Consider the following 20,532-nt stretch of genomic DNA (forward strand, 5'->3'; position numbering starts at 1 on the left):
TCTTTGAATAAAATAACTTCACTTGCCAAACTGAGATTATGAATATTTCCCTACGCCAGGTAGGGGTAACCGAGCAGGCGAAGATGACATCATTCACAGTTTCAAAAACAGGTTACCTATGTAAATCACGAGCAGTGGTCGCGGCGACTTTACTGGCAGGATTGTTAGCAACACAAGCTCAGGCCAATCGTTTTGGATTGGGCAGTGGCGATAATGCAACCGGCAGAACCGGCATGACATGCGCGCAATCAGGATGTCATATTTCGGGCCAGGATTATCGTTCTTCACTGGCTTTCAGTGGTGAAACAACGGTTTTACCCGGCAGCTTAAACGATATCAGTCTGATTTTAAGTTTTCGTCCGCCCTCGGGAGTGTCGACGCCCGTTGCAGGATTTCAGGCTGAGTTGTCCGACAGTGATGCTTCCCTGGTGCCGGGGGAATTGCAAAAGAATGATACACTGGGCCGCCTGACCCATTCTTCACCTCAGTTTACATCCGGAAATAGCGCAACATTTAGTTTCCAATGGCAGGCACCTGAAGTGCCTGGCAGTGTGACACTGTATGCCTGCTCTCAACCAGCCAACAATGATTTTTTCCAGACCGGTGATGATGCTTCTCCGGCCTGTATTGAGCAGGTTTTAACTGTGGCGGACGAATCCCCTCAGGAGCCAGGAGAACCCGGTGATTTTGTCCCCTACGATTATGATGGTGATGGCCTGGCGGATGTGGGAGTCAGAAGGCCCTCTACCCAATTTCAGTATATTAGTAATTCATCTGACGGCGATACACAGCGCCATCATTTCGGTAAGCAATCGGAAGATATCCCGGTTTCCGGCGATTTTGATGGTGACGGCATTGCAGATGTTGCCGTTAGAAGACCGTCAAACTATTTTTGGTACATTCAGAATAGCTCAGATGATGCCCTGCAACGCATTCAGTTTGGCAAAGATGAAGCAGATATTCCTGTTCCGGCGGATTATGACGGCGATGGTATTACGGATGTCGCGGTTCGCCGGGCTTCCAATCAGATGTGGTATATCCTGAATTCTGGCGACGGTGAAATTCAACGAGTAAATTTTGGTAAACAGGCCGAAGATATTCCTGTTCCGGCGGATTACGACGGTGATGGTATTGATGATATTGCAGTGCGCAGACCTTCTAACTTTACCTGGTATATTTTGCGTTCCAGTGACGGTGAGTTAGAAAGTGTGGTATTCGGCAAAGATGAGGCTGATATCCCGGTTCCCGCGGATTACGATGGCGACGGCAAAGCCGATGTGGCGGTTCGCAGAGCATCTAATCAATTTTTCTATATTCTGAATAGTTCAGACGGTGAATTACAGCGCATCAATTTTGGTAAACAGGCGGAAGACGTGCCAATCGTGGCTGATTACGATGGCGATGGAAAAGCCGATGTGGCTGTGCGCAGGCCGTCAACACAATTTCAGTATGTACTGCGCAGTTCTGATTCCCTGATTGAGCGCATTCAGTTCGGGCGTCAGGCAACGGATGTGCCACTGGCCGCACCGGTATTACAACGAATGCAAATGGTGACAGAAGCCAACGCTGTAAGCGAGCAGGTGGAAAAAGAGCAGGTTGAGTGGTGGGATATGGATCTTATCGCGGTAGAGCCAGAATAAAACGAGCGAATCAGGCAGGGACAAGCCATTGTCCTTTGCCTGAAAAGTGTTGTGTGATTAGCACCAGTGTTCGAAAAACTCCTCGCCAACTTCATTGTCTTTTTCGATATTGTCCGCCCCGGGTGTCCCCAGATAAAGAAAACCGACAATCTCGTCCTGTTCTTCCAGAAATAAAGCGCTTTTCAGGTTTTCGTCCTGTGCGTAAGCACCGGTACGCCAGATGCCCTGAAAACCCTGAGCGACAGCCGCCATTTGCATTGAGTTTATGGCACTTGCTGTGGCTGCCACCTGTTCTACCCAAGGCACTTTAGGGTGCTCTTTGAACTGCATAATAGCGATGATCACCATTGGCGCTCTGAGTGGTAATTCCGGCGCCCGTTCAATATCCCGTTCACTCATATCACTGGCAATCGCCGCCTGCTCTAACAAATCCCCCAGCTTTTTACGGCCATTGCCTTCGCAAATGATAAATTTCCAGGGCTTTAATGAGGCATGATCCGGTGCTCTCAGTGCGGCTTTTTTAATGTTTTCCAGTGCTTCACCAGCAGGAGCCGGCTCTTTTAGCCTTGGCTGAGACTGTCGGGTAGTGAGTAGTTCAATAGCGTCCATTGTAAGGATTCCTCCCATGTATTTGGGACCAGTAATGGCTGCTTTATAGCGAATCATTTGACGATTTTCAATGGCTAAGACTATTCTGTTAAGAGAAGTAATGCTGATCTGATTAAATATGCAACGGGAACGGTGTGTCCCCCCAACGTGGTTTAAATATCGGGTGATTTACCTGAGTCTGCAAATATTGAGCTGATCCCGAAAACAATGAATATTATGAAAAAACAAAATCAACAGCGTGGTTTTAGTGGTTTCTTCCTTCGCCACCAAAAAAAGGTCAATCCTAAAAAGCCGGTTGCAAATGTGTTATCTGAATATGCAGAGCAGGATTTGGAGCGAATTGCGGTTTTGATAAAGGAGTGGTTAGCGCGGGATGAAAAAGATAAAGCCGGTGCTGCGCCCAGGCGTAAACCGAAGCGATAACGTATCGGGGCAGGGAACCTGCCCCAGATCGCTATTCAAAGAAAGAGTTATGCACCCTCAGACGCAGACATTAAATCAATCTCTGCATCGCTGTTATCTCTCTCAATATACATTTTGATCAGCTCAGCTGGTTTGAAGCCACACGCCATCGACATCGCTAAAAACTGGTTCATGCTTGGTGAACCCACATTCTTTTCCCAGTTTTCATAAGTTTTACGCGTTTTAACGCTGGCAAACTCGGCCATTTGAACGGTTGTTTTACCTGCTCTTAAGCGCATGATGCGCAAATCAGTACCAGTGATAATCATAATAACGATCCTCTTTCGATAAAGTGTAATTTGAATTACCGATTATTTCTTCTCAGCACTGTAATGGTAAAAAATATTTTGTGGGACGAGATTAACATGCCTAAAAAAAACAGCGTAAAATTGTTAAGTGACTGAAATATAGTGAAAAATAGTTTAAAAAAAGTTCAGTGTTAGGGTTTTTACTGGCCTCTGAAGCCCTGTGCCTGTAACCGAATATCGTGTTGTTAGGAATGATAATTTCTCTCATTCGTTTCATTGGTGAGATTAATTGACCTTTTACGCCTGGGTGGAGATTAAAAAGTAGCCAATGTAAATTATACTTTATATGTATATTAACGAAATTCTAATTAATTTTTATTATTTGCATTGAGTGGATTTTATCCCATGGTTCGGGTTAACTGAGTACAATATAATTCGGCTATGTCTTACAAACTTCGGCGCTTTTGTCCCACATATTCGGGTAGCAGTAATGAGGGGAAGTCATGCACCAACAGGTCGGTTAGTTGTCCGGTTTTTAGCAGACAATTAAGCGTGCTCGATAGCGTGCGATTGGTAGGGTTACTTGAGAAGTTTTGGTTGGGGAGCTTTGGAGCCGTATTATCGATTTTACGGCCGTTAGTATGAATCGCAGACTTACCCGGAACAGGTTAGCAAAGTCGCAGCGTGCTTGTTATCTTAAATGGCTGAAAAAAAGGCACCGGAATCGGTGCCTCAGTTGTACATGGCCGGATATTAATACTCAGCAGTACCTGGTGTTCTTGGGAAGGGGATCACATCCCGCACGTTCTGCATTCCGGTCACGTAGGCGACCAGTCGTTCAAAACCCAATCCAAAGCCTGCGTGAGGTACAGTACCGTAGCGTCTTAAATCGCGGTACCAGCCGTAATCTTCTTTGTCCAGATCCATTTCTTCCATACGTTGATCCAGAACATCCAGACGCTCTTCACGCTGTGAACCACCAATAATTTCACCAATTCCAGGAGCCAGAACATCCATGGCGGCCACCGTTTTACCATCCGGGTTCATGCGCATATAAAACGCTTTAATGTCTTTGGGGTAGTTTTGCATGATAATAGGCGCACCCACATGTTCTTCTGCAAGATAACGTTCGTGTTCCGATGCCAGGTCAATGCCCCATTCCACAGGGAATTCGAATTGTTTTCCGGATTTTTGCAGGATGTCGATGGCATCGGTGTAATCCATACGAACAAAGTCTTGCCCGATGACTTTTTCCAGACGTGATATCGCTTCTTTGTTGATGCGTTGCGCAAAGAAAGCCATGTCGTCAGCTCGTTCTTCTAACACGGCTTTAAACACGTATTTCAACATATCTTCTGATAGTTGTGCGATATCAGCCAGATCAGCAAATGCGACTTCAGGCTCGATCATCCAGAATTCTGCAAGGTGGCGACTGGTATTGGAATTTTCCGCTCTGAATGTTGGCCCGAATGTATATACTTTGGACAAGGCACAGCAGTAGGTTTCAACGTTAAGTTGGCCTGAAACGGTTAAAAACGCTTCTTTACCAAAAAAATCTTTCGAGTAATCCACGTCACCCTTGTCATTTTTAGGCAAATTTAGTGCATCCAGCGTAGACACTCTGAACATCTCACCAGCACCTTCGGTATCACTTGCTGTAATAATTGGCGTGCTGATCCAATAATAGCCGCGTTCGTGAAAGAAGCGGTGAATCGCCTGAGAAAGACAGTTTCTGATACGGGTGACGGCACCAATAACATTGGTTCTGGCGCGAAGGTGAGCATGCTCTCTTAAAAATTCGATACTGTGGCGTTTAGCCGCCATAGGGTAGGTATCCGGATTTTCTACCCAGCCCAAAATTTCAACCTGTTCGGCTTCAATTTCCAGAGCCTGACCTGCACCTTCTGATTCTTTCAGTAATCCTGATACAGATACTGAACATCCTGTGGTTAGTTTTTGAATATCAGCGTAATTATTTAAACTATTTAAGGCGATGACCTGTACCGGGTCAAAGCAGCTGCCATCATGCACTGCAACAAAGGATAAACCTGCTTTGGAATCGCGACGCGTGCGAACCCAGCCTTTTACTACGATTTTGTCTCCTGCTTGGTACTTACCTGACAGTACCTCTGCGACGGCGGCGTGTGCCATTCAAATCTCCACTTATGAATCATGTAGGTCGCGAGTGCGACTTAATTGGTTAATGATGCTGCAGTACAGTTTTAGGCTGTAATGCGTCTGGATACCGTATGTTACTTTTTGTTTCCTGTTAAACAAGCACAATCATAGGAAAAAGTGACATTTTTTATGGAATTGTTGGGTAATTGCGTTAATCGGAGGTTTTTTGCAAAAGAGTATGCTCAGAGCGGCCTATATAATGCGCCACAATTTGTGTCAGTTCACCAGTGTCTTTTAAGGTAGCGATGGCTCGGTTAATTCGATTCAGGAGGTAGCGATGTTCTTTTCTCAGCCTGATGTGTAAATCTCCGGCGGAATGCAGGGTGGCAAAAGCGATTTTGGTTCGCGATTGTTCCGCCCAATAGGCAGCCGGCAGGTCGCCTAATATTGCTGCCTGTATTCTGCCTTTGCGCAATGCCTGGATGAGTTGAATTTCGGAATTAAAATCAACCCGTTCGAATAAATGATCATTGTTGTACAGGTAGCCGCGAATAGTTCCTATCTTCTGGCCAAAGGTGGCTGATAACGTCGGGTAACGGTGTTGGTTTTCGGGCAAAGTTACAATGTATTCCTTTATTACAATCAAGCCATCACTGAGCACAAATTCCTGAGAAACCTGCTGGCCTGGAAACCAGCTCGGGCTAACCACATCAAAATCCAGCTCGCCGTTGGATAATGCCAACAGAGTTCTTTTAGGGGGCAGTGACACTGGTAAACCTTTGATGTCTGCATGTTTGAGTATTTTGTCAATTAGCTCTGCAACGATACCGGGCTGTTTTGCATCCGGGATAAAATAAGGATACCAGGCGTTTGAACCAGATATGTCATAACGCAGGGCAGTGGCGTCTGTGGGGCTGTTTACTACTGGAAATGAGCTCAGGGAATAACCCTGGCCTGGAATGAGCCAAAGGAGCAAGAGGAAAATACACCGCATTTGACGCGATGAAAATTGAAGTAACTTCATCTTTTTGTAATCGATTGCATTAATGTTTAATTCAGACTACTTGTCAGACCATAAGGGAAATTATGAAGGATGAGACATTGAAAGCAATGCTACTTTTGTCTGATAAATAAACCTGGTTGCAGTTTGGGTAAGGCCGGATTTGTAATACCCAAAGGCACGGATTGAGACCTTTGCAGCACAGTGTAATGGCGATCTGACTTATTTTCTGCCAGTGTTTTGAATGGGAGGGTTAACCATGGTCGTAGGTTGCAAACGTCCTTGCTTTTGCTGAGTAACATGCGCTGTTTCATGGGGCAAATGCCGTTCGCCGCCCCGCGCAGTGTGCACTGCGTTGCCTTGCGCATAAGCATGAGCCTGAACACTGGCAGCTTGTGCAGAATGTGTTCGTATTCTGACATTTGACAGATCAGTACCTGCTAAATGTTCAATACTTGTTCTTAGGTTGTTTGGTAACCCGTTTCTGCCATTTGCCATATTGCTCTCCAACTTTGGGTTATCATAGCACTGTGTTGTAAGCAATGCTATTCAGGCGTTCTGGGACTGTAATGACGTTTTAACCAGGCACTCAATCCATCTAAACCGGGAAATAATACTCGTTCAGTGATATTTGACTGATCTAATTTATCTCTGACTTCCCATTTAATTTCTCTGGGGATAACAATGGCCATGTTGTCGATTTGATGTTTTTCCAGCAGATCATCCAGTAGTAAATGGGCACCTGAAGCAACCGAAAACAAAGCATGTTGATTAACGATACGGGCATCCGTTGAAGGCGGTTCGTAAAATATGAAGAACTCCTCTTTGCTCATCAAGTCAAATTCTTCCAGGTCTTTGACCAGGCTTTCAAGCATTTCCAAAGTGAATACATTACCGCCTTCATTGTCCAGGCAGTCACGCATTTTCCTGGGGAATTGCTTGTAGGAGTCGTGGTAATTAACCTTCCAGATAATGCCATCCTGTTCGGCGTAATCAATATCGGCAGTGGCAAAGTGCAGGGCAACAAGCGGTGAATACGTCCAGTCCAACATCCGGGTGGGCAAACCGTGATGCTGAGCAATAGTCAACCAGTGCCAGATAGCATCTGTGGTATCGAAACTGTCGTGTCCATACTTGCGAAAATTGCGAAGCAGGTGTTTCTCCAGAGTTTGATATTGGCCGCCCAGGCGCATCAGAGAAGTTTTTAAATCAAACTTTTCCGAAGGTTGCCCTCTGAACGCAAAAGGAGAGCGGTATCTGGCTATTTCATCATTCCATGAACCCGCGAACAGTAATTCATGTAAGTGTGCCCATGACTCTGCAATTATGGTGTTCATGATTACCGGCTACCTAATGTAAAAAGCCCGGATAAATCCGGGCTTTCGTTGCGTTTAAAGGACTTTCACCAGGGCTTCTGCCAAATCGTCCACATTGCTCAGTGAAATACCGGCAATGTTGACCCGGCTGGAGTCGACAAAGTAAACGGCACTTTCTGCACGCATTTGCTGTACCTGTTCCGGTGAAATACACAGGAAGGAAAACATGCCTTTTTGTTGTGTGACAAAGCCAAAATCCATTGCTGCGCCTTTTTCCTGGAGTTTTTTCACTAACAAAGCGCGCAGATCCTGCATGCGGTTACGCATTTCAGATACTTCGGATTGCCACAGCGCTTTTAACTCTGGGTCATTCAAAATAATATCAACCAGGGCAGCACCCCAGGACGGTGGCATAGAATAGTTGGCACGGGCCACTGACTGAATTTGTGTTTGCAGGTTGCGACGAATTTCATTTGAGGCAGTAACCACACACGCCATACCCGTGCGTTCACGATATAAGCCAAAATTCTTTGAACAAGACGCTGACAAGATCATTTCCGGCAGGTTTTCAGATAACAAACGTATGCCGTAAGCATCTTCGTCCAGGCCGTCGCCAAACCCCTGATACGCCACGTCAATAAAGGGCACAAACCCGGTCTTTTGAGCCGCTTCTAACACAGCCTGCCACTGAGCTTGATTTAAGTCCTGACCGGTAGGATTGTGGCAGCAGCCATGTAGCAACACGATGTCGCCTTTATTGACTTTTAACAGGGTTTCCATCATGGCATCAAAGCGAATACCGCGACTTTCTTTGTCAAAGTAAGGGTATTTTTCGATTTTCAATCCGGCAGTTTCAAAAATAGGGATGTGGTTTGCCCAGGTAGGATCGCTCACCCAAACAGTCGCCTCGGGATTACCTCTGGCGATTAACTCTGCCAACAGGCGCAACGCGCCGGTTCCACCGGGTGACTGCACCGCGGTAATTCTGTCTTCTAAAATAGCTGGGTGGTTTGCACCAAAAAGCAATTCTTTCATGCCGGAAAGAAAACCTGAAACGCCCTGAGGAGCGATATAGGTTTTAGTGGTTTCTGTGTCCAGAAGTATTTGTTGCGCTTTAGCGACGGATTTTAGAATGGGCGTGTTGCCCTGTTCATCTTTATAGACACCAACACCCAAATCAATTTTCTTCGGGTTTTGGTCTTCTTTGTAAGCAGCTGATAGTCCCAAAATTGGGTCCGCAGGCAAGGGCGGTAATACTTCGAACATAATATTCCTCTGTGAATTTCGGTACCGGACCAATGAAAGCATGAATAAGGGCGATATTATGACACTTTGTTATTTATTTACGAGTACTGTTGCGCTGATCAGACTGTAAAAATAAGACTATCATTGAACAAACTGTAATAAGTGTTCTGTTTTGTTGCCAGTTATTTGTCCCTGTGGGTTGAATGTGCGTTCGTGCCACATGGCGTCACCCTGTGTATCGACCCAAAAAAGCGTTGATGTTCGGGTGCCGTAGCCCTCAGATTGAATGAAGATCGACGACAATTGTTTTTCCCACTGCTCCGGAATTCCCGTTTGGGGGAGCAGGTGGTCTGCGGCTTTTTCTTCGTTGCGCAGCAATGCCAGTAAACTTTCCGAATCGACGTACTGTTGTTGCTGACAATAGGTTTTCAATGCCTGTACACCTTTGTTAATTTTGGGCCATGGGCTGTTGAGATTGGCATTGGATAAGCCGTAAAACCCCGGACTTAAAAACTGTAGCGAATCTTCATGGTTATTATACACCGCCAGATCATTCCAACGTCCAAACAGCAGGTTGTAGCCGTTGTAATGATGGCGCTGCTGATGCAGGCGTTGCACATAGTCGGGTCTGAGCTGAGGTTGACTCAGATAATCCAGTACCAATCGCCCCCGGCTATCGGCATCGTCCCGGTTTAAGTGAGGAGCCCGAATGTTGGTCAGCGCGCTGATAAAACCACCTTTGGTAACGCCCATCCAGGTACCGCCCGCTTCTAAATCCTGACCGGCCAGTAAATCCGGACACTTTTCCCAAAAGTGACTTTCACTGGTTGGACGTTGATAAAACTCATCGCGGTTTGCCGCGATGATCAGTGGATAGTTAGGGTGCTGTTTAACTGCAATGAATAAAATACACATAAGTGGTGGATAACCTAAACAAACGTCGACAATGTCCTGATAGACAGGGTAAAAATCACAAGCATTTCACCTATTGTATTGAGCCCGGTTCAGTTTACAAATTGTCATTTATGCTATTAGGGCGTATTGTACGTTTTGGATTTACCGGTTTATGGCACTCTGTCAGCACCTTTATTTTACCTGGCCAATATCAGAGAGTCTGAGGTGCTTTGAGTATATGTAATAGCAACTCTTAACAGTATTTTAAACGTTTTTATGGTAGCTTCTGATGATTCTCATTATCAGAGCCACAAAGCTCAGTATTTATTCAACTTTTTGACGTTACCATGTCCGATATTCTTAAACAAAAAGGGTTTAACACCCGCTTAGTGCACGCCGACAGATTACTGAACGACCCTCAGGATGGTGCTGTGCACCAGGCAACCAATAATTCAGTATTATTTAATTACCCCGATATTCAGGATCTGGTGGATATTTTTCAAGGTAAGGTGGCCGGCCATGCCTATTCAAGACAGTCCTCCGCATCCATTGATGCGCTACAGAACATGATCTCGCAACTGGAAGGCGGCGTTGGCTCGCTGACTTTTGCTTCCGGAATGGCGGCAATTACCACGGCGTTTTTAGCCTTGTTACAACAAGGTGATCATTTAATTATGAGCCAGTTCGTATTTGGCAATACCAGCAGCTTCATTGGCACAATGCGACGCTATGGCATTGAGATTAGCGTGGTGGATGTGACTGATGTTAACGAAGTTGCACAGGCAATACGTCCCAACACTCGCGCTGTTTACGTAGAAACCATAGCCAATCCGGTCACCCAGGTTGCGGATTTATTACCCATTGGCGAGTTGTGTGAGCAGCACGGGCTGTTATACATGGTAGACAATACCATGACGCCGGCGTACATCTTTGATGCGAAGTCAGTGAAAGCATCTTTACTAATGGGTTCACTGACCAAATATTACGCTGGCCATGGCCAGGTTCTCGGCGGTGTTGTCGTCGACACCGGCTTGTTTGACTGGGCACAATATGCCGGAATCCAGGACAGTTTCAGATCACTGCCAGTCGCCATGCAGGGGTTGATGCAAATTAAGAAGAAAGGCTTGCGGGATATGGGGGGATGTTTAACCTCTGAATCTGCACATGCTATTTCGATCGGTATGGAAACCCTGGCATTACGCATGGATAAAACCTGTGACAATGCGATGCAACTTGCAAAATACCTGCAAAGTCACCCTAAGGTTGCCAATGTGTATTACCCGGGCCTGGAAGAGCACCCACAACATGCCAAAGCGGCACAATATTTTGCGCAATTTGGTGGAATACTCAGTTTTGATCTGGTTGATTCAGTAGATTGTTTTGCCTTTATGAATAAACTGCAACTGGTGCTAAACGCGACGCATTTGGGAGACACCAGAACGCTGGCCATTCCGGTAGCGCACACCATTTATTTTGAAATGGGAGAGAAAGTCAGAGCGGAAATGGGGATCAGTGACAATATGATCCGTCTTTCCATTGGCATTGAAGATATCGCTGATCTTATTGCAGACTTTGAACAAGCCCTGGCATAAAACAATACGCCAATGATGTAGGGGAGGGGAATCCTCCCCAAACACGGCTATGTTAGCCCAGCGTTGACACCACAGAATCATCGTCATAAGACGATTGTGACGGAATATATTTGTCGGCCGCCCAATCATTCTCCCAGCTTTCGCCGTCCAGAAGGTATCGGAATCGGAATTCTTTTCCTGCTTCCAGATCCAGCGTTTGGGTAAAGCCGCCATTTTTTAATTTCTTCATTGGGGCTGCCTGACTGTCCCAGTCATTAAATTCTCCCACCAGTTGCACCGAATCGGCGCTTTGTGCCTCTTCCTGGGTCAATTTGAATGTAACTTTGCAAACGGGTTTTGATTTTAAATATTTTTTAGTGAGTGCCATGCTGTGTATCCTAAGTTAAATTGTAATAAAATTACATATAGTGCTTATTTATACCGCACAAAACTAATATTATCACTGTTACTGTGTAATAAAAGTACTAAAAAGGTGCGAAAGCAACAGTTTACTGTGTGAATTTTGCAATTGTGTTGCCAGCTTTGGACTCTGCATGACTATTTACCTGGGGTCGGACCAGTATTCAGCTATTTTCCTGATCCCGGGCCATAGTTAATGGAGCTGGTATCAGGGTCTGTTTCACGAAGAAATCGCGCCTGGTTAGAACACAATGTGTACTGCAAATATCAACAGACTTTACATTAACCAGGCGTAGCTAAATTTAACGAACAGGCTGCGGTCATCTTTTTCTAAATCCGTTAACCTGTCATCCTCATAGGCGTAGTCTGCGTAACCGGCAAAAAATACCGTCTGAGGGTTTATTTTGTAACTGTAAATCAGTTGCGTTGCGATATCCGCATAGGATTCGTCCGGCAAGTCGTCGGCAGCCCGACCCGGTTGGTTGGCGAGATTGTGAGTAATACGTGTATAGATCAGGTTGAGTTTGATGGAGTTTCTGACATCAACATTATACTTTAACCGCACATCTGCCTGATGCGCGGTAAATACTTCTGCTTCATCAGCGTCCAGCTGTTCATACAAATAACGTACTTCTGCTCTCAGGTGCGCATTGATGCTGTATTCAAATGCCGGACGCCAGGTAAAACGGTCTGCCAGACGGTTGTTTGCAAAGTCAATTTGCTTGCCAAATACAAATTCATTTTCCAAAAACAAACCGGCAGCAGGCTGAAAATTGCCGTATACAAAACAAAAGTTGCGATTAAACAGTGTGGTATTTCCCGCGATGGCCAGGCTTGATGCATCCTGACGTTTTCCCACGTGTTCATTTGCGATACAACCTATTTCACCAAAAGACTGCATAGGCCCATCAAAATTAAAAATGACTTCCACTTCTCGTTCAATTACATCACCGGCTTCATTGTGAGTAATGTCCCAGTCGGACCTTAATTCAGAGCGCGTCCACCAGTCACTCTCTTCGCCATACCAGATCAAACCTCCGCCCAACAGTGCTTTGTTGTAATCCGTCCGGCTTTCAAAACCTAAATCGGCTCTGTGATCGCTGCCAATACTGCGAAAATCCGCATACATAAACCAATCTCTTTCTTCATGGTCGTAGGCTAAATACCACGCGTTATCTTTCAGCCCGGTATAATTTTGGGTTCGCAACACCTGTTCATTGGTAATACAGTTGGAAAAACTGCATTCAATGTTTGCCTGGCGACAATCTTCCTGTTCACAAAATTCGTTGCTAAGCCATTCGGGATACTCAGTATCACTGACAACGAATTGCGCTTTGATAATATCCTGGGCGGTTATCTTATAGGTTACATCTACAGAGCCCGTGTAGTTGTGGTAATCATCCGAACTCCGGAAGGTGCCCAGCAAACCAACAGAAAGATCGGCATTGGCATCATAGCGATACCGGACCGCAGCGTTGTTACTGTCCTGATTGAGTTCGGCTATGTCTGAGCGCAGATTACCGGGCACCAGAAACCTGGTATTGCTATCGTCTGCCGCGAACAGACCAAAGGTGTGCTTACCCGATTTACCGGTTAATTTGGCACCGACATCCGGTGCGCCAATATTGCGGGTATATACCATGTCAAACTGGCTATTGAACATATCCTGATTTTCCAGGAAAAAAGGTCGCTTTTCGGGAAAAAACAACGTGAAGTTGTTATTCAGCCCCAATTGTGCAGAGTCGGCCTCTACCTGCGAAAGATCGGGATTGATGGTGGCGTTTAAAAAAATGTCTGAACTGATACTCCATTTTATATCCAGTCCCGGCTCTATATTCGTCTTGCTCTGCCAGTCGGTGAACTGATAACTTCCGGGCGCCTCTTCGCTATCTTGCAGCTCCCGGGTTTGCCGGTAACCCAGCGCCAAAGTCGGCACTATCGCCAACGAGTTTCCTTGTTGCATCCCTTCAAAGCCCTGAATTTCTTCCATTTGACAGGCCCAGCAATCGTTGTTTCGATCGATTTTCATGCTGGAAATTCGCTGTCGTTCACTTCTGGGGTAAAAACGCAAAAATTCTACGGCCCAGGTTTGTTCTCCCTGACCTGGATTAAAGTTAAAGTTTCGAAGCGGAATGGCCATCTCAACTGTAAAGCCCTCTTCGTGTATTCTGCCTTCAGAATCCCAGAGACCGTCCCAGGCGTCACTTTCACTATTTCTGATCACGTTTTCTATACTGTCTAACTGGACACCCAGGGGATTAACGAAAAACTGGAAAACCAGGCGATGATCATTATAGGGATCGAGCTTTATGCCAACCAGGTCGTCGCGCCAGACTTTGTCGCGGTCATTATAAAAGGCCCTGATCGCCTCGGGATTGGGATCATAAGCCTGAAAAGCCACAAACAGGGTATCGCCATTTTCAAAATAACTTACCTCAGTTTGTACTAACGGCGGGGTGTTTTCCTGTGGCCAGGTGATGTTGTTTAAGTTTATTTTTGCGGCATGTTGCCAGGCCGAATCTTCCAAAACGCCATCTATTTTAATCGTATCTATAACCTTAGGCACTTTAGGTGGGTTAGCACTGGCACCAACAGAAAATATCAGGCACAACAGCCCCACAAAATGTCGCATTGATTTCCTTAACAGTTCTTAGTCGCTTTATAGCGTAGGTTATTTCTTTTATAAGCAGCAACTTTGATTTCGCTGCAATGGAAAAGCAAAAGCTTAATCGTATATTTGAAGTTGTAAATGCAAAGCGGCATATTTCAGGACAGCAAACCGCATAACCATCTAAACTTATGACATTATGGAGGAAGTTGCTACGCAGAGCAGCAGATACTAAAAACGCTCCAGGAGGAGCGTTTCTTCTTAAACCGGAAAAAAACGTTTAGTAACGTTTTCTCTGACCACCACCATTGTTAGTGCGTGGCTTCGGTGGACGAGCTTCATTCACGACAACAGCTCGACCGCCAACTTCTTTGCCATTCAGGCCTTCAATTGCGCTTTCGCCATCTGCTTTAGATTCAAACTCTACAAATCCAAATCCCTTTGAGCGATTGGTTTCTCTTTCCATAATGATCTTGGCAGATAAAACATTACCGAAAGGAGCAAACGCTTCTTCCAACTCGGCATCAGTCAACCGGTAGGACAAGTTACCAACGTATAATTTCATGATCTCTTCTCTTTGACTGTTGTAGTAATACGCCACAAGGCTCCAACAATCAAAGTCACCTAATGCCGCGAGTGCCGCCTCAATGCTTCACCCAATCCCGTCTCGCAGTCTGATGCAGCTAAGGGTAAAATGCAACACAATTTTTGTTAAATAATTATTAATGCAAAATGACACCTATCCCTTGTACGCTCTGGCTCATAGTATTTTTCGCTGATGTGAGTTCACCAAACTTTTGTGTGAAAATTTGTAATCGGGATGGGTAAATTAAAAAACCTGTTGGAGAAAACGAATTAACACAGGGTTGCTCAAAAAATGTGCCAATTTTAATCGTGTGGGCGAAATTCATCAAACAGCAGCACAAATGACACATTATCGTCATTTTATTCTCTTATTTTTTTAAAGGAATTTAATCCCTTAATTTTTGACTTAAAACTGTTTCAATGACCCCTATCAAATTGCCAGAGACCATACGCTTATCCTCTTTGGTTACATTGGTTGTATCCCTTTGTGTCTGGCTGATGCTGCTGTTTCACTTCAACGCCGATTCGCCCATTTTGGTAATCAATTATTACGATGTCGTGAGCGAAATATTCTCAATTTCGTTTGTACTACTGCTGTTGGGAGTGAATTTGCGTCTTGAGTCAGAAACCCGTGAATCTAAGATGTTGTTCGTCGGATTTTGTTTCATGTTGGTAGGAGACGCCCACGATCTGATGGATGAATTTGTGAATATTCGGCCCGACTGGATAGCGCTGCTGTTAGAAAATGTGGCAACCAATGTTGGTATCGTGCTTGTGGCCGTGGCTATCTTTCATTGGTCAGGCCGATACAAAGAACAACTGCAATTGCTAAACAGGCAAAAAGAGATCCTCATAGATGCCAGCAACACCGATCCCTTAACCAAGCTATATAATCGCAGATTCCTGAACAACGAATTTATTCAGAACATGCTGGGGTCGCAGGCACAAAACCCGCGAACCCTGTTGTTACTGGATTTGGACCGATTTAAATCCGTTAATGACAACTATGGGCACGGCACGGGGGATAAGTTGATTGTGTTGATTGCCAATGTCATTAAAAGGGAAATTCGTCAGCAGGATTATGCGTTTCGCTATGGCGGTGAGGAGTTTTTGGTGGTTTTGAACTGTCATCACGAGGTGGCCCATAAAGTTGCAGAGCGGATCAGGGCACAGTTTCAGGAAGCTGAGTTTGATGTGGCAGATGGCACATTGCACAAAACGGTGAGTATTGGTTTGTACGAGATCCCGCAAAACTCCTCGTTTGAAGCCGCTTTAGATATCGCCGACAAAGCGCTGTATCAGGCAAAAAATCGGGGCCGAAACTGTGTGGTTTCAGGCACCCAAAACAGTTTCGCCTGATTTATACCTGCATGGTTTTAGTTCACGCCATAACTGGCGCGATACTTGTCTACCCACATGGCTGTTGCCCCACAAATGGCGACCGGCATCACAATAAAGTTAACGATGGGGATCATTGAGAAAAAGGTGACTGTAATACCAAACAAAAAGGCGTCTTTTTTATTGGCAGCCAGTTCGGCGCGCATTTTTTTAAAAGCCACTTTATGGTTGTCAAATGGGTAGTCGCAGTATTGAATGGCCATCATCCATGCGGTGAACAAAAACCAGATAACCTGACCAAATACCGGCAAAATGAAAAACAGAATTAAAAACCCTACCGCCGGTGGAATATAGTAAAGCAGTTTCACCACCTCCCGCCCCAGGGTTCTGGGAATGTCTTTTAACAGATCAGTAAATCCACCACCGGCGACAGGTTGCCCGGTGAGAATGAGTTCTATACGCTCTGCTAATAATCCGTTAAATGGTGCGGCAATCCAGTTTGCCAGAGTGCCAAAAATAAATGCTGAAAAGAGCAATATAATCAACACGGCCAGAGGCCAGATAATATAGGCCAGGCTGTCTTTCAGCCAATCCAGCCAGTCGGGTATCCAGGCGGTGACTTCTTCCACCAGTGGGTTTATTTGTCCGAATAAATAATAGAATGCCACACTAAAAAGTAGCACGTTTACCACCAAAGGTACGATGACAAACAGGCGCACGCCCGGTCTGGAAATCAGGTCAAAGCCTTGAAAGAAGTAGTCTAATCCGGATTTATTATTCATAGTTTCCCTGTGTGTATGCTATCGCCGCCATAATAACGAAAGCCGGAATGGGATTAAACCGGTTCGTTATAGGGAATTGTTACAGATATTGAGAAGTGGTAGATTACTGAAACTGAGCCCGGAAAAACAAAAACAATTTAGCGTGCTACTCCTTTTACTTCAAACAGGCCAATCATAAAATGCGTCTCAATAAGATTCGCCTGGCTGGATTCAAGTCCTTTGTGGACCCGACAAACATCCCATTTCCGGATGATATGACCGCTATTGTGGGACCCAATGGTTGCGGTAAATCCAATGTAATTGACGCCGTGCGTTGGGTGCTGGGTGAAAGCTCTGCAAAAAACCTGCGTGGCGATGCCATGACAGACGTTATCTTTAATGGTTCCTCATCACGTAAACCCGTATCTCAATGCAGCGTCGAGCTGGTATTCGACAACAGCAGTCAGCGTATTCAGGGTGAATATGCGGCGTTCGATGAGATTTCCGTTAAACGGGTGGTGACCCGGGACGCGCAGTCCAACTATTACCTCAACGGTGCCCGGTGTCGTCGCCGGGATGTCACTGATTTGTTTTTAGGAACAGGATTAGGCCCCCGCAGTTACGCCATTATCGAGCAGGGAATGATTTCCCGTCTGATTGAATCTAAACCTCAGGAATTGCGGGTGTTCATTGAGGAGGCTGCCGGTGTATCCAAATACAAAGAGAGACGACGCGAAACCGAAAACCGCATTCGTCATACCCGGGACAACCTGGACCGCCTGGGCGATGTGCGGACCGAGTTAGGACAGCAACTGGACAAACTGCAAAGGCAGGCCGCCGCTGCCAAACGCTATACTGAGCTCAAAGCCAAAGAACGAGCCTACAAAGGTCAGTTGGCCGCAATTCGGTGGTTAAAACACAGCGGAAAAATCGCCGATCTAGAGCAACAGGTGCAGCAACAGGAAGCAAACATCGAAGCTTACATTGCCAAACAGCGTGGCGATGAAAAAGAAATCACTGAACTGCGAGAGCAACAGCAGGAAGTCAAACAGCAAATCGCCGATATTCAACATCAGTTTTATCTGGTGGGGAACGAAATAACACGTCTGGAACAAAACAAAATTTTTCGTTTGCAGCGTGAGAGCCAACTCAACGAAGAAATTAATACGGCGGAATCATTGGCCGAAGAACTGTCAATGGGACTGGAACAGGCACAGGAAAAATCTTTAATTCTGGCCGAGCAACTAGATGCTTTAGAGCCGGAAGCGGAAATTCTCAACGAAGCGCTGATGGATGCTGAAGAGCAACTGGCAAGACTGCAGGATGAATGGCTGGAAAAACAAAAAAACTGGCGTAGCGCAGATCAACAATTTACACACTTAAAACAACAGGCGCAAAATCGGCACAGCCGCATTCAGGGCTTGTTACAGGTTCAGTTGCGTACCGAGCAGCGCATAAAAGAACTGCACTCAGAATTGAACCAGGATTTGGACCCTCAGTTGGTGTCTGAATTGGAAGAAGCGCTGTTGCGTAGCGAGCAACTCGACGAAACCGAACACCTGGCGCAGCAATCTTGTGATTCACTGGTGACACGCAAGGCACAAAGCCAGGCGCAGCTGCAAACCCTGCGCACAGAACGAGAAGCGCAGCACAAACAACTCAGTCGTCTGGAAAGTCAACTGGAAAGCGCCCGCATACAGTATCAACGGCAATTTGAAACTGCCGGTGAAGAGCAGCGCTGGCTCGAAGCGCAGCCAGATGCCCGGCCTCTGTGGCAAACATTACAGGTAGAAGATGGCTGGCAATATGCTGTTGAAACCGCAGGGCAACAGTGGCGCACCGCCTGGCTGCTAAGCCAGGAAGCGGATAACGCATTGCCAAAGGGGTTGCCACTGTTTTTTTCTGACCGCATGAGTGCCGAAAAAAGGCCTGCAAGTTTGGCTGAAAAGTGTCTTAACAAGGTCGTGCCACACTGGCTGAATAACATTTTTGTGGTGGATGACTCCGAACAGGCCATACAAATCAGAGAAACCCTGGAACCCGGTTACAGTGTGATCACTCAGGCGGGAGAATGGTTTGGCAGTGACTGGCGCATTTCCGGTTTAGATAATCGTCATGAGAGCCCGTTGCAGCAAAAGTCAAAAATCGATTTGCTAGACACCCAATTGCTACAACAACTGGACTTAACGCAGCAGTCAGACGGCAGCTTCAGTGAGCAGGAAGCGGCATTGGAGTCTATCAGTATTGCGCTGAAAGACGCGGAACTTGTTTTGCAGTCAACTAAATTAGAAAGGCAACACCTGACGCAGCAAATCCGGTTACTGGAAAACCAGCAACAACAACACCTTCATAAACAAGGGAGAATCAAAGAAGAATTAGCCCAGCAGCAAGCACAGTTAGAAGAAGAAAAAATGCAACTGGAAGAGCTGGCTATGGAAGTAGAAGAGCTGGAAATGCAGATTGCTGAGTTGGAAGAAGGGCACGGCGATATAGAACAGCAGCGCAACCAGTACGAAGATAAACTGGCAAACGCCAGAATGGCAGTGGAAAACACCCGAACTCAGCAACACAGTGTGGCGTTAAAGCTTCAGGATGTGCGTTTTCAGGCTGATGCCAATAACAATAAATTGCACACTGGCAATGTGGAGGCTCAGCGCAACCAGGAAAAGTTAAGCCGTCTTAAACAAGAGCTAAATGAACTGCTTGAACCGGGCGAAGGTCAGCAAGGAAAACTGGATGAACTGCTGGCACAAAAGCAGGCTTTAGCTGATGCACAACTGCAATTCAACCAACAGTTACAAACCCTGGAAGAACAACTGGCAGACGCGGAAAAAGGGCAGGTAGGTGTGCAACAACAAGTGGAAAAAATGCGCGCTGAAGCCCAGTCACTGCAGCTTGAAATTGAGCGAAATCGCACCCGCGCCAATACCTTTGTAGAACAGCTGCAAGAGATGCAACAGTCGCTGAAACAGATATTGGAGCATCTGCCCGATGATTGTGACGAAGAAGTGTGGCGTGTGGAACTGGAAAAAACCACGTCGGCGCTGCAAAAACTTGGCGCGGTAAACCTGGCCGCTGTGGATGAATACCAGGTGCAGTCAGAGCGAAAGCAACATTTAGATACACAAAATGATGATCTGGAAGCGGCGCTGGAAACATTAGAAAATGCCATCAGAAAAATAGACAAAGAGACCCGCACACGCTTCAAGGAAACTTTCGAAAAAGTCAATGAAGACGTTAAAATGCTGTTCCCGAAGGTGTTTGGTGGTGGAGCCGCCTGGCTGGAACTCACCGGCGAAGATTTGCTGGAAACGGGCGTTACAATCATGGCCAGACCACCCGGAAAGAAAAACAGTACAATTCACCTGCTTTCTGGTGGAGAAAAAGCCCTGACCGCTTTATCATTGGTTTTTGCAATATTCAGGCTAAATCCGGCACCATTTTGTTTGCTTGATGAAGTAGACGCACCATTAGATGATGCGAATGTAGGCCGATTTTGTAAACTGGTTTCCGAAATGTCGAAAACCGTACAGTTTATTTTTATAACCCATAATAAGATTGCGATGGAAATGGCTTACCACTTAACCGGAGTGACCATGGCGGAGCCGGGCGTGTCCCGTATCGTTGCTGTGGATGTGGAAGAAGCTGTTGCTATTGCAAACGCATAATTTTGAAAGCGCCAAACAATAATAAAATATGCGCTGTTTAACAAAGGGT

The 20,532-nt window shown here is 45.9% G+C and carries 17 protein-coding genes; 5 read left to right on the top strand and 12 right to left on the bottom strand.

Annotation, left to right across the window (positions count from 1 at the left end; all coding sequences use genetic code 11):
* Window positions 1–38 precede the first annotated feature (38 nt).
* Window positions 39–1,640 carry an FG-GAP repeat domain-containing protein gene (locus LJ740_RS18145; RefSeq protein WP_229530553.1) on the top strand — a complete coding sequence of 534 codons (1,602 nt, stop codon included), beginning with the start codon at window positions 39–41 and terminating at the stop codon, window positions 1,638–1,640.
* Between the two features lie 57 nt (window positions 1,641–1,697).
* Here the strand turns inward: LJ740_RS18145 and LJ740_RS18150 are convergent, their stop codons facing one another.
* Window positions 1,698–2,249 carry an NAD(P)H nitroreductase gene (locus LJ740_RS18150; RefSeq protein WP_229530554.1) on the bottom strand — a complete coding sequence of 184 codons (552 nt, stop codon included), beginning with the start codon at window positions 2,247–2,249 and terminating at the stop codon, window positions 1,698–1,700.
* Between the two features lie 216 nt (window positions 2,250–2,465).
* On the opposite strand from LJ740_RS18150, the gene LJ740_RS18155 reads away from it, so the two are divergent.
* A complete protein-coding gene (locus LJ740_RS18155) occupies window positions 2,466–2,672 on the top strand; it encodes a hypothetical protein (RefSeq protein ID WP_229530555.1) in 207 nt (68 codons plus the stop codon).
* 47 nt (window positions 2,673–2,719) lie between these two features.
* Here the strand turns inward: LJ740_RS18155 and LJ740_RS18160 are convergent, their stop codons facing one another.
* The 7 genes from LJ740_RS18160 to LJ740_RS18190 all read right to left on the bottom strand — a co-directional run bounded on the left by LJ740_RS18160 (window position 2,720) and on the right by LJ740_RS18190 (window position 9,553).
* The gene (locus LJ740_RS18160; RefSeq protein WP_229530556.1) at window positions 2,720–2,980 is read right to left on the bottom strand and encodes a helix-turn-helix domain-containing protein; all 261 of its coding nucleotides are present in this window, start codon (window positions 2,978–2,980) and stop codon (window positions 2,720–2,722) included.
* A gap of 732 nt (window positions 2,981–3,712) precedes the next feature.
* Window positions 3,713–5,110 carry an asparagine--tRNA ligase gene (gene asnS / locus LJ740_RS18165; protein ID WP_229530557.1) on the bottom strand — a complete coding sequence of 466 codons (1,398 nt, stop codon included), beginning with the start codon at window positions 5,108–5,110 and terminating at the stop codon, window positions 3,713–3,715.
* A gap of 178 nt (window positions 5,111–5,288) precedes the next feature.
* Window positions 5,289–6,053 carry a substrate-binding periplasmic protein gene (locus LJ740_RS18170; protein ID WP_229530558.1) on the bottom strand — a complete coding sequence of 255 codons (765 nt, stop codon included), beginning with the start codon at window positions 6,051–6,053 and terminating at the stop codon, window positions 5,289–5,291.
* Between the two features lie 246 nt (window positions 6,054–6,299).
* Window positions 6,300–6,575: an eCIS core domain-containing protein gene (locus LJ740_RS18175; protein ID WP_229530559.1), complete on the bottom strand. Its 276-nt coding sequence runs from the start codon at window positions 6,573–6,575 to the stop codon at window positions 6,300–6,302.
* 47 nt (window positions 6,576–6,622) lie between these two features.
* Window positions 6,623–7,414, bottom strand: a complete 792-nt coding sequence (locus LJ740_RS18180) for an FRG domain-containing protein (protein ID WP_229530560.1) — start codon at window positions 7,412–7,414, stop codon at window positions 6,623–6,625.
* 54 nt (window positions 7,415–7,468) lie between these two features.
* On the bottom strand, window positions 7,469–8,659 hold the full coding sequence (locus LJ740_RS18185) for an amino acid aminotransferase (RefSeq protein ID WP_229530561.1): 1,191 nt from the start codon (window positions 8,657–8,659) through the stop codon (window positions 7,469–7,471).
* Between the two features lie 120 nt (window positions 8,660–8,779).
* On the bottom strand, window positions 8,780–9,553 hold the full coding sequence (locus LJ740_RS18190; protein ID WP_229530562.1) for an NRDE family protein: 774 nt from the start codon (window positions 9,551–9,553) through the stop codon (window positions 8,780–8,782).
* A 326-nt stretch (window positions 9,554–9,879) separates the two neighbouring features.
* On the opposite strand from LJ740_RS18190, the gene LJ740_RS18195 reads away from it, so the two are divergent.
* Window positions 9,880–11,124, top strand: a complete 1,245-nt coding sequence (locus LJ740_RS18195; protein WP_229530563.1) for a cystathionine gamma-synthase family protein — start codon at window positions 9,880–9,882, stop codon at window positions 11,122–11,124.
* A gap of 52 nt (window positions 11,125–11,176) precedes the next feature.
* On the opposite strand, the gene LJ740_RS18200 is transcribed toward LJ740_RS18195, so the two are convergent.
* The 3 genes from LJ740_RS18200 to LJ740_RS18210 all read right to left on the bottom strand — a co-directional run bounded on the left by LJ740_RS18200 (window position 11,177) and on the right by LJ740_RS18210 (window position 14,696).
* Complete coding sequence (locus tag LJ740_RS18200) at window positions 11,177–11,491, bottom strand: isoamylase early set domain-containing protein (RefSeq protein WP_229530564.1); 315 nt, start codon at window positions 11,489–11,491, stop codon at window positions 11,177–11,179.
* 309 nt (window positions 11,492–11,800) lie between these two features.
* Complete coding sequence (locus tag LJ740_RS18205; protein WP_229530565.1) at window positions 11,801–14,155, bottom strand: carbohydrate binding family 9 domain-containing protein; 2,355 nt, start codon at window positions 14,153–14,155, stop codon at window positions 11,801–11,803.
* A gap of 256 nt (window positions 14,156–14,411) precedes the next feature.
* On the bottom strand, window positions 14,412–14,696 hold the full coding sequence (locus LJ740_RS18210; RefSeq protein WP_229530566.1) for an RNA recognition motif domain-containing protein: 285 nt from the start codon (window positions 14,694–14,696) through the stop codon (window positions 14,412–14,414).
* Window positions 14,697–15,136: 440 nt separating this feature from the next.
* Between LJ740_RS18210 and LJ740_RS18215 the strand changes: the two genes are divergently transcribed.
* Window positions 15,137–16,075, top strand: coding sequence for a GGDEF domain-containing protein (locus tag LJ740_RS18215; protein ID WP_229530567.1), 939 nt, complete (start codon window positions 15,137–15,139; stop codon window positions 16,073–16,075).
* Window positions 16,076–16,092: 17 nt separating this feature from the next.
* Here the strand turns inward: LJ740_RS18215 and cysZ are convergent, their stop codons facing one another.
* Window positions 16,093–16,836, bottom strand: coding sequence for a sulfate transporter CysZ (gene cysZ, locus LJ740_RS18220; protein ID WP_229530568.1), 744 nt, complete (start codon window positions 16,834–16,836; stop codon window positions 16,093–16,095).
* Window positions 16,837–17,015: 179 nt separating this feature from the next.
* Between cysZ and smc the strand changes: the two genes are divergently transcribed.
* Window positions 17,016–20,483, top strand: a complete 3,468-nt coding sequence (gene smc, locus LJ740_RS18225; protein WP_229530569.1) for a chromosome segregation protein SMC — start codon at window positions 17,016–17,018, stop codon at window positions 20,481–20,483.
* The last annotated feature ends 49 nt before the right edge of the window (window positions 20,484–20,532 follow it).

The sequence above is a fragment of the Planctobacterium marinum genome, from assembly GCF_020687805.1.
Lineage (GTDB): Bacteria > Pseudomonadota > Gammaproteobacteria > Enterobacterales > Alteromonadaceae > Planctobacterium > Planctobacterium marinum.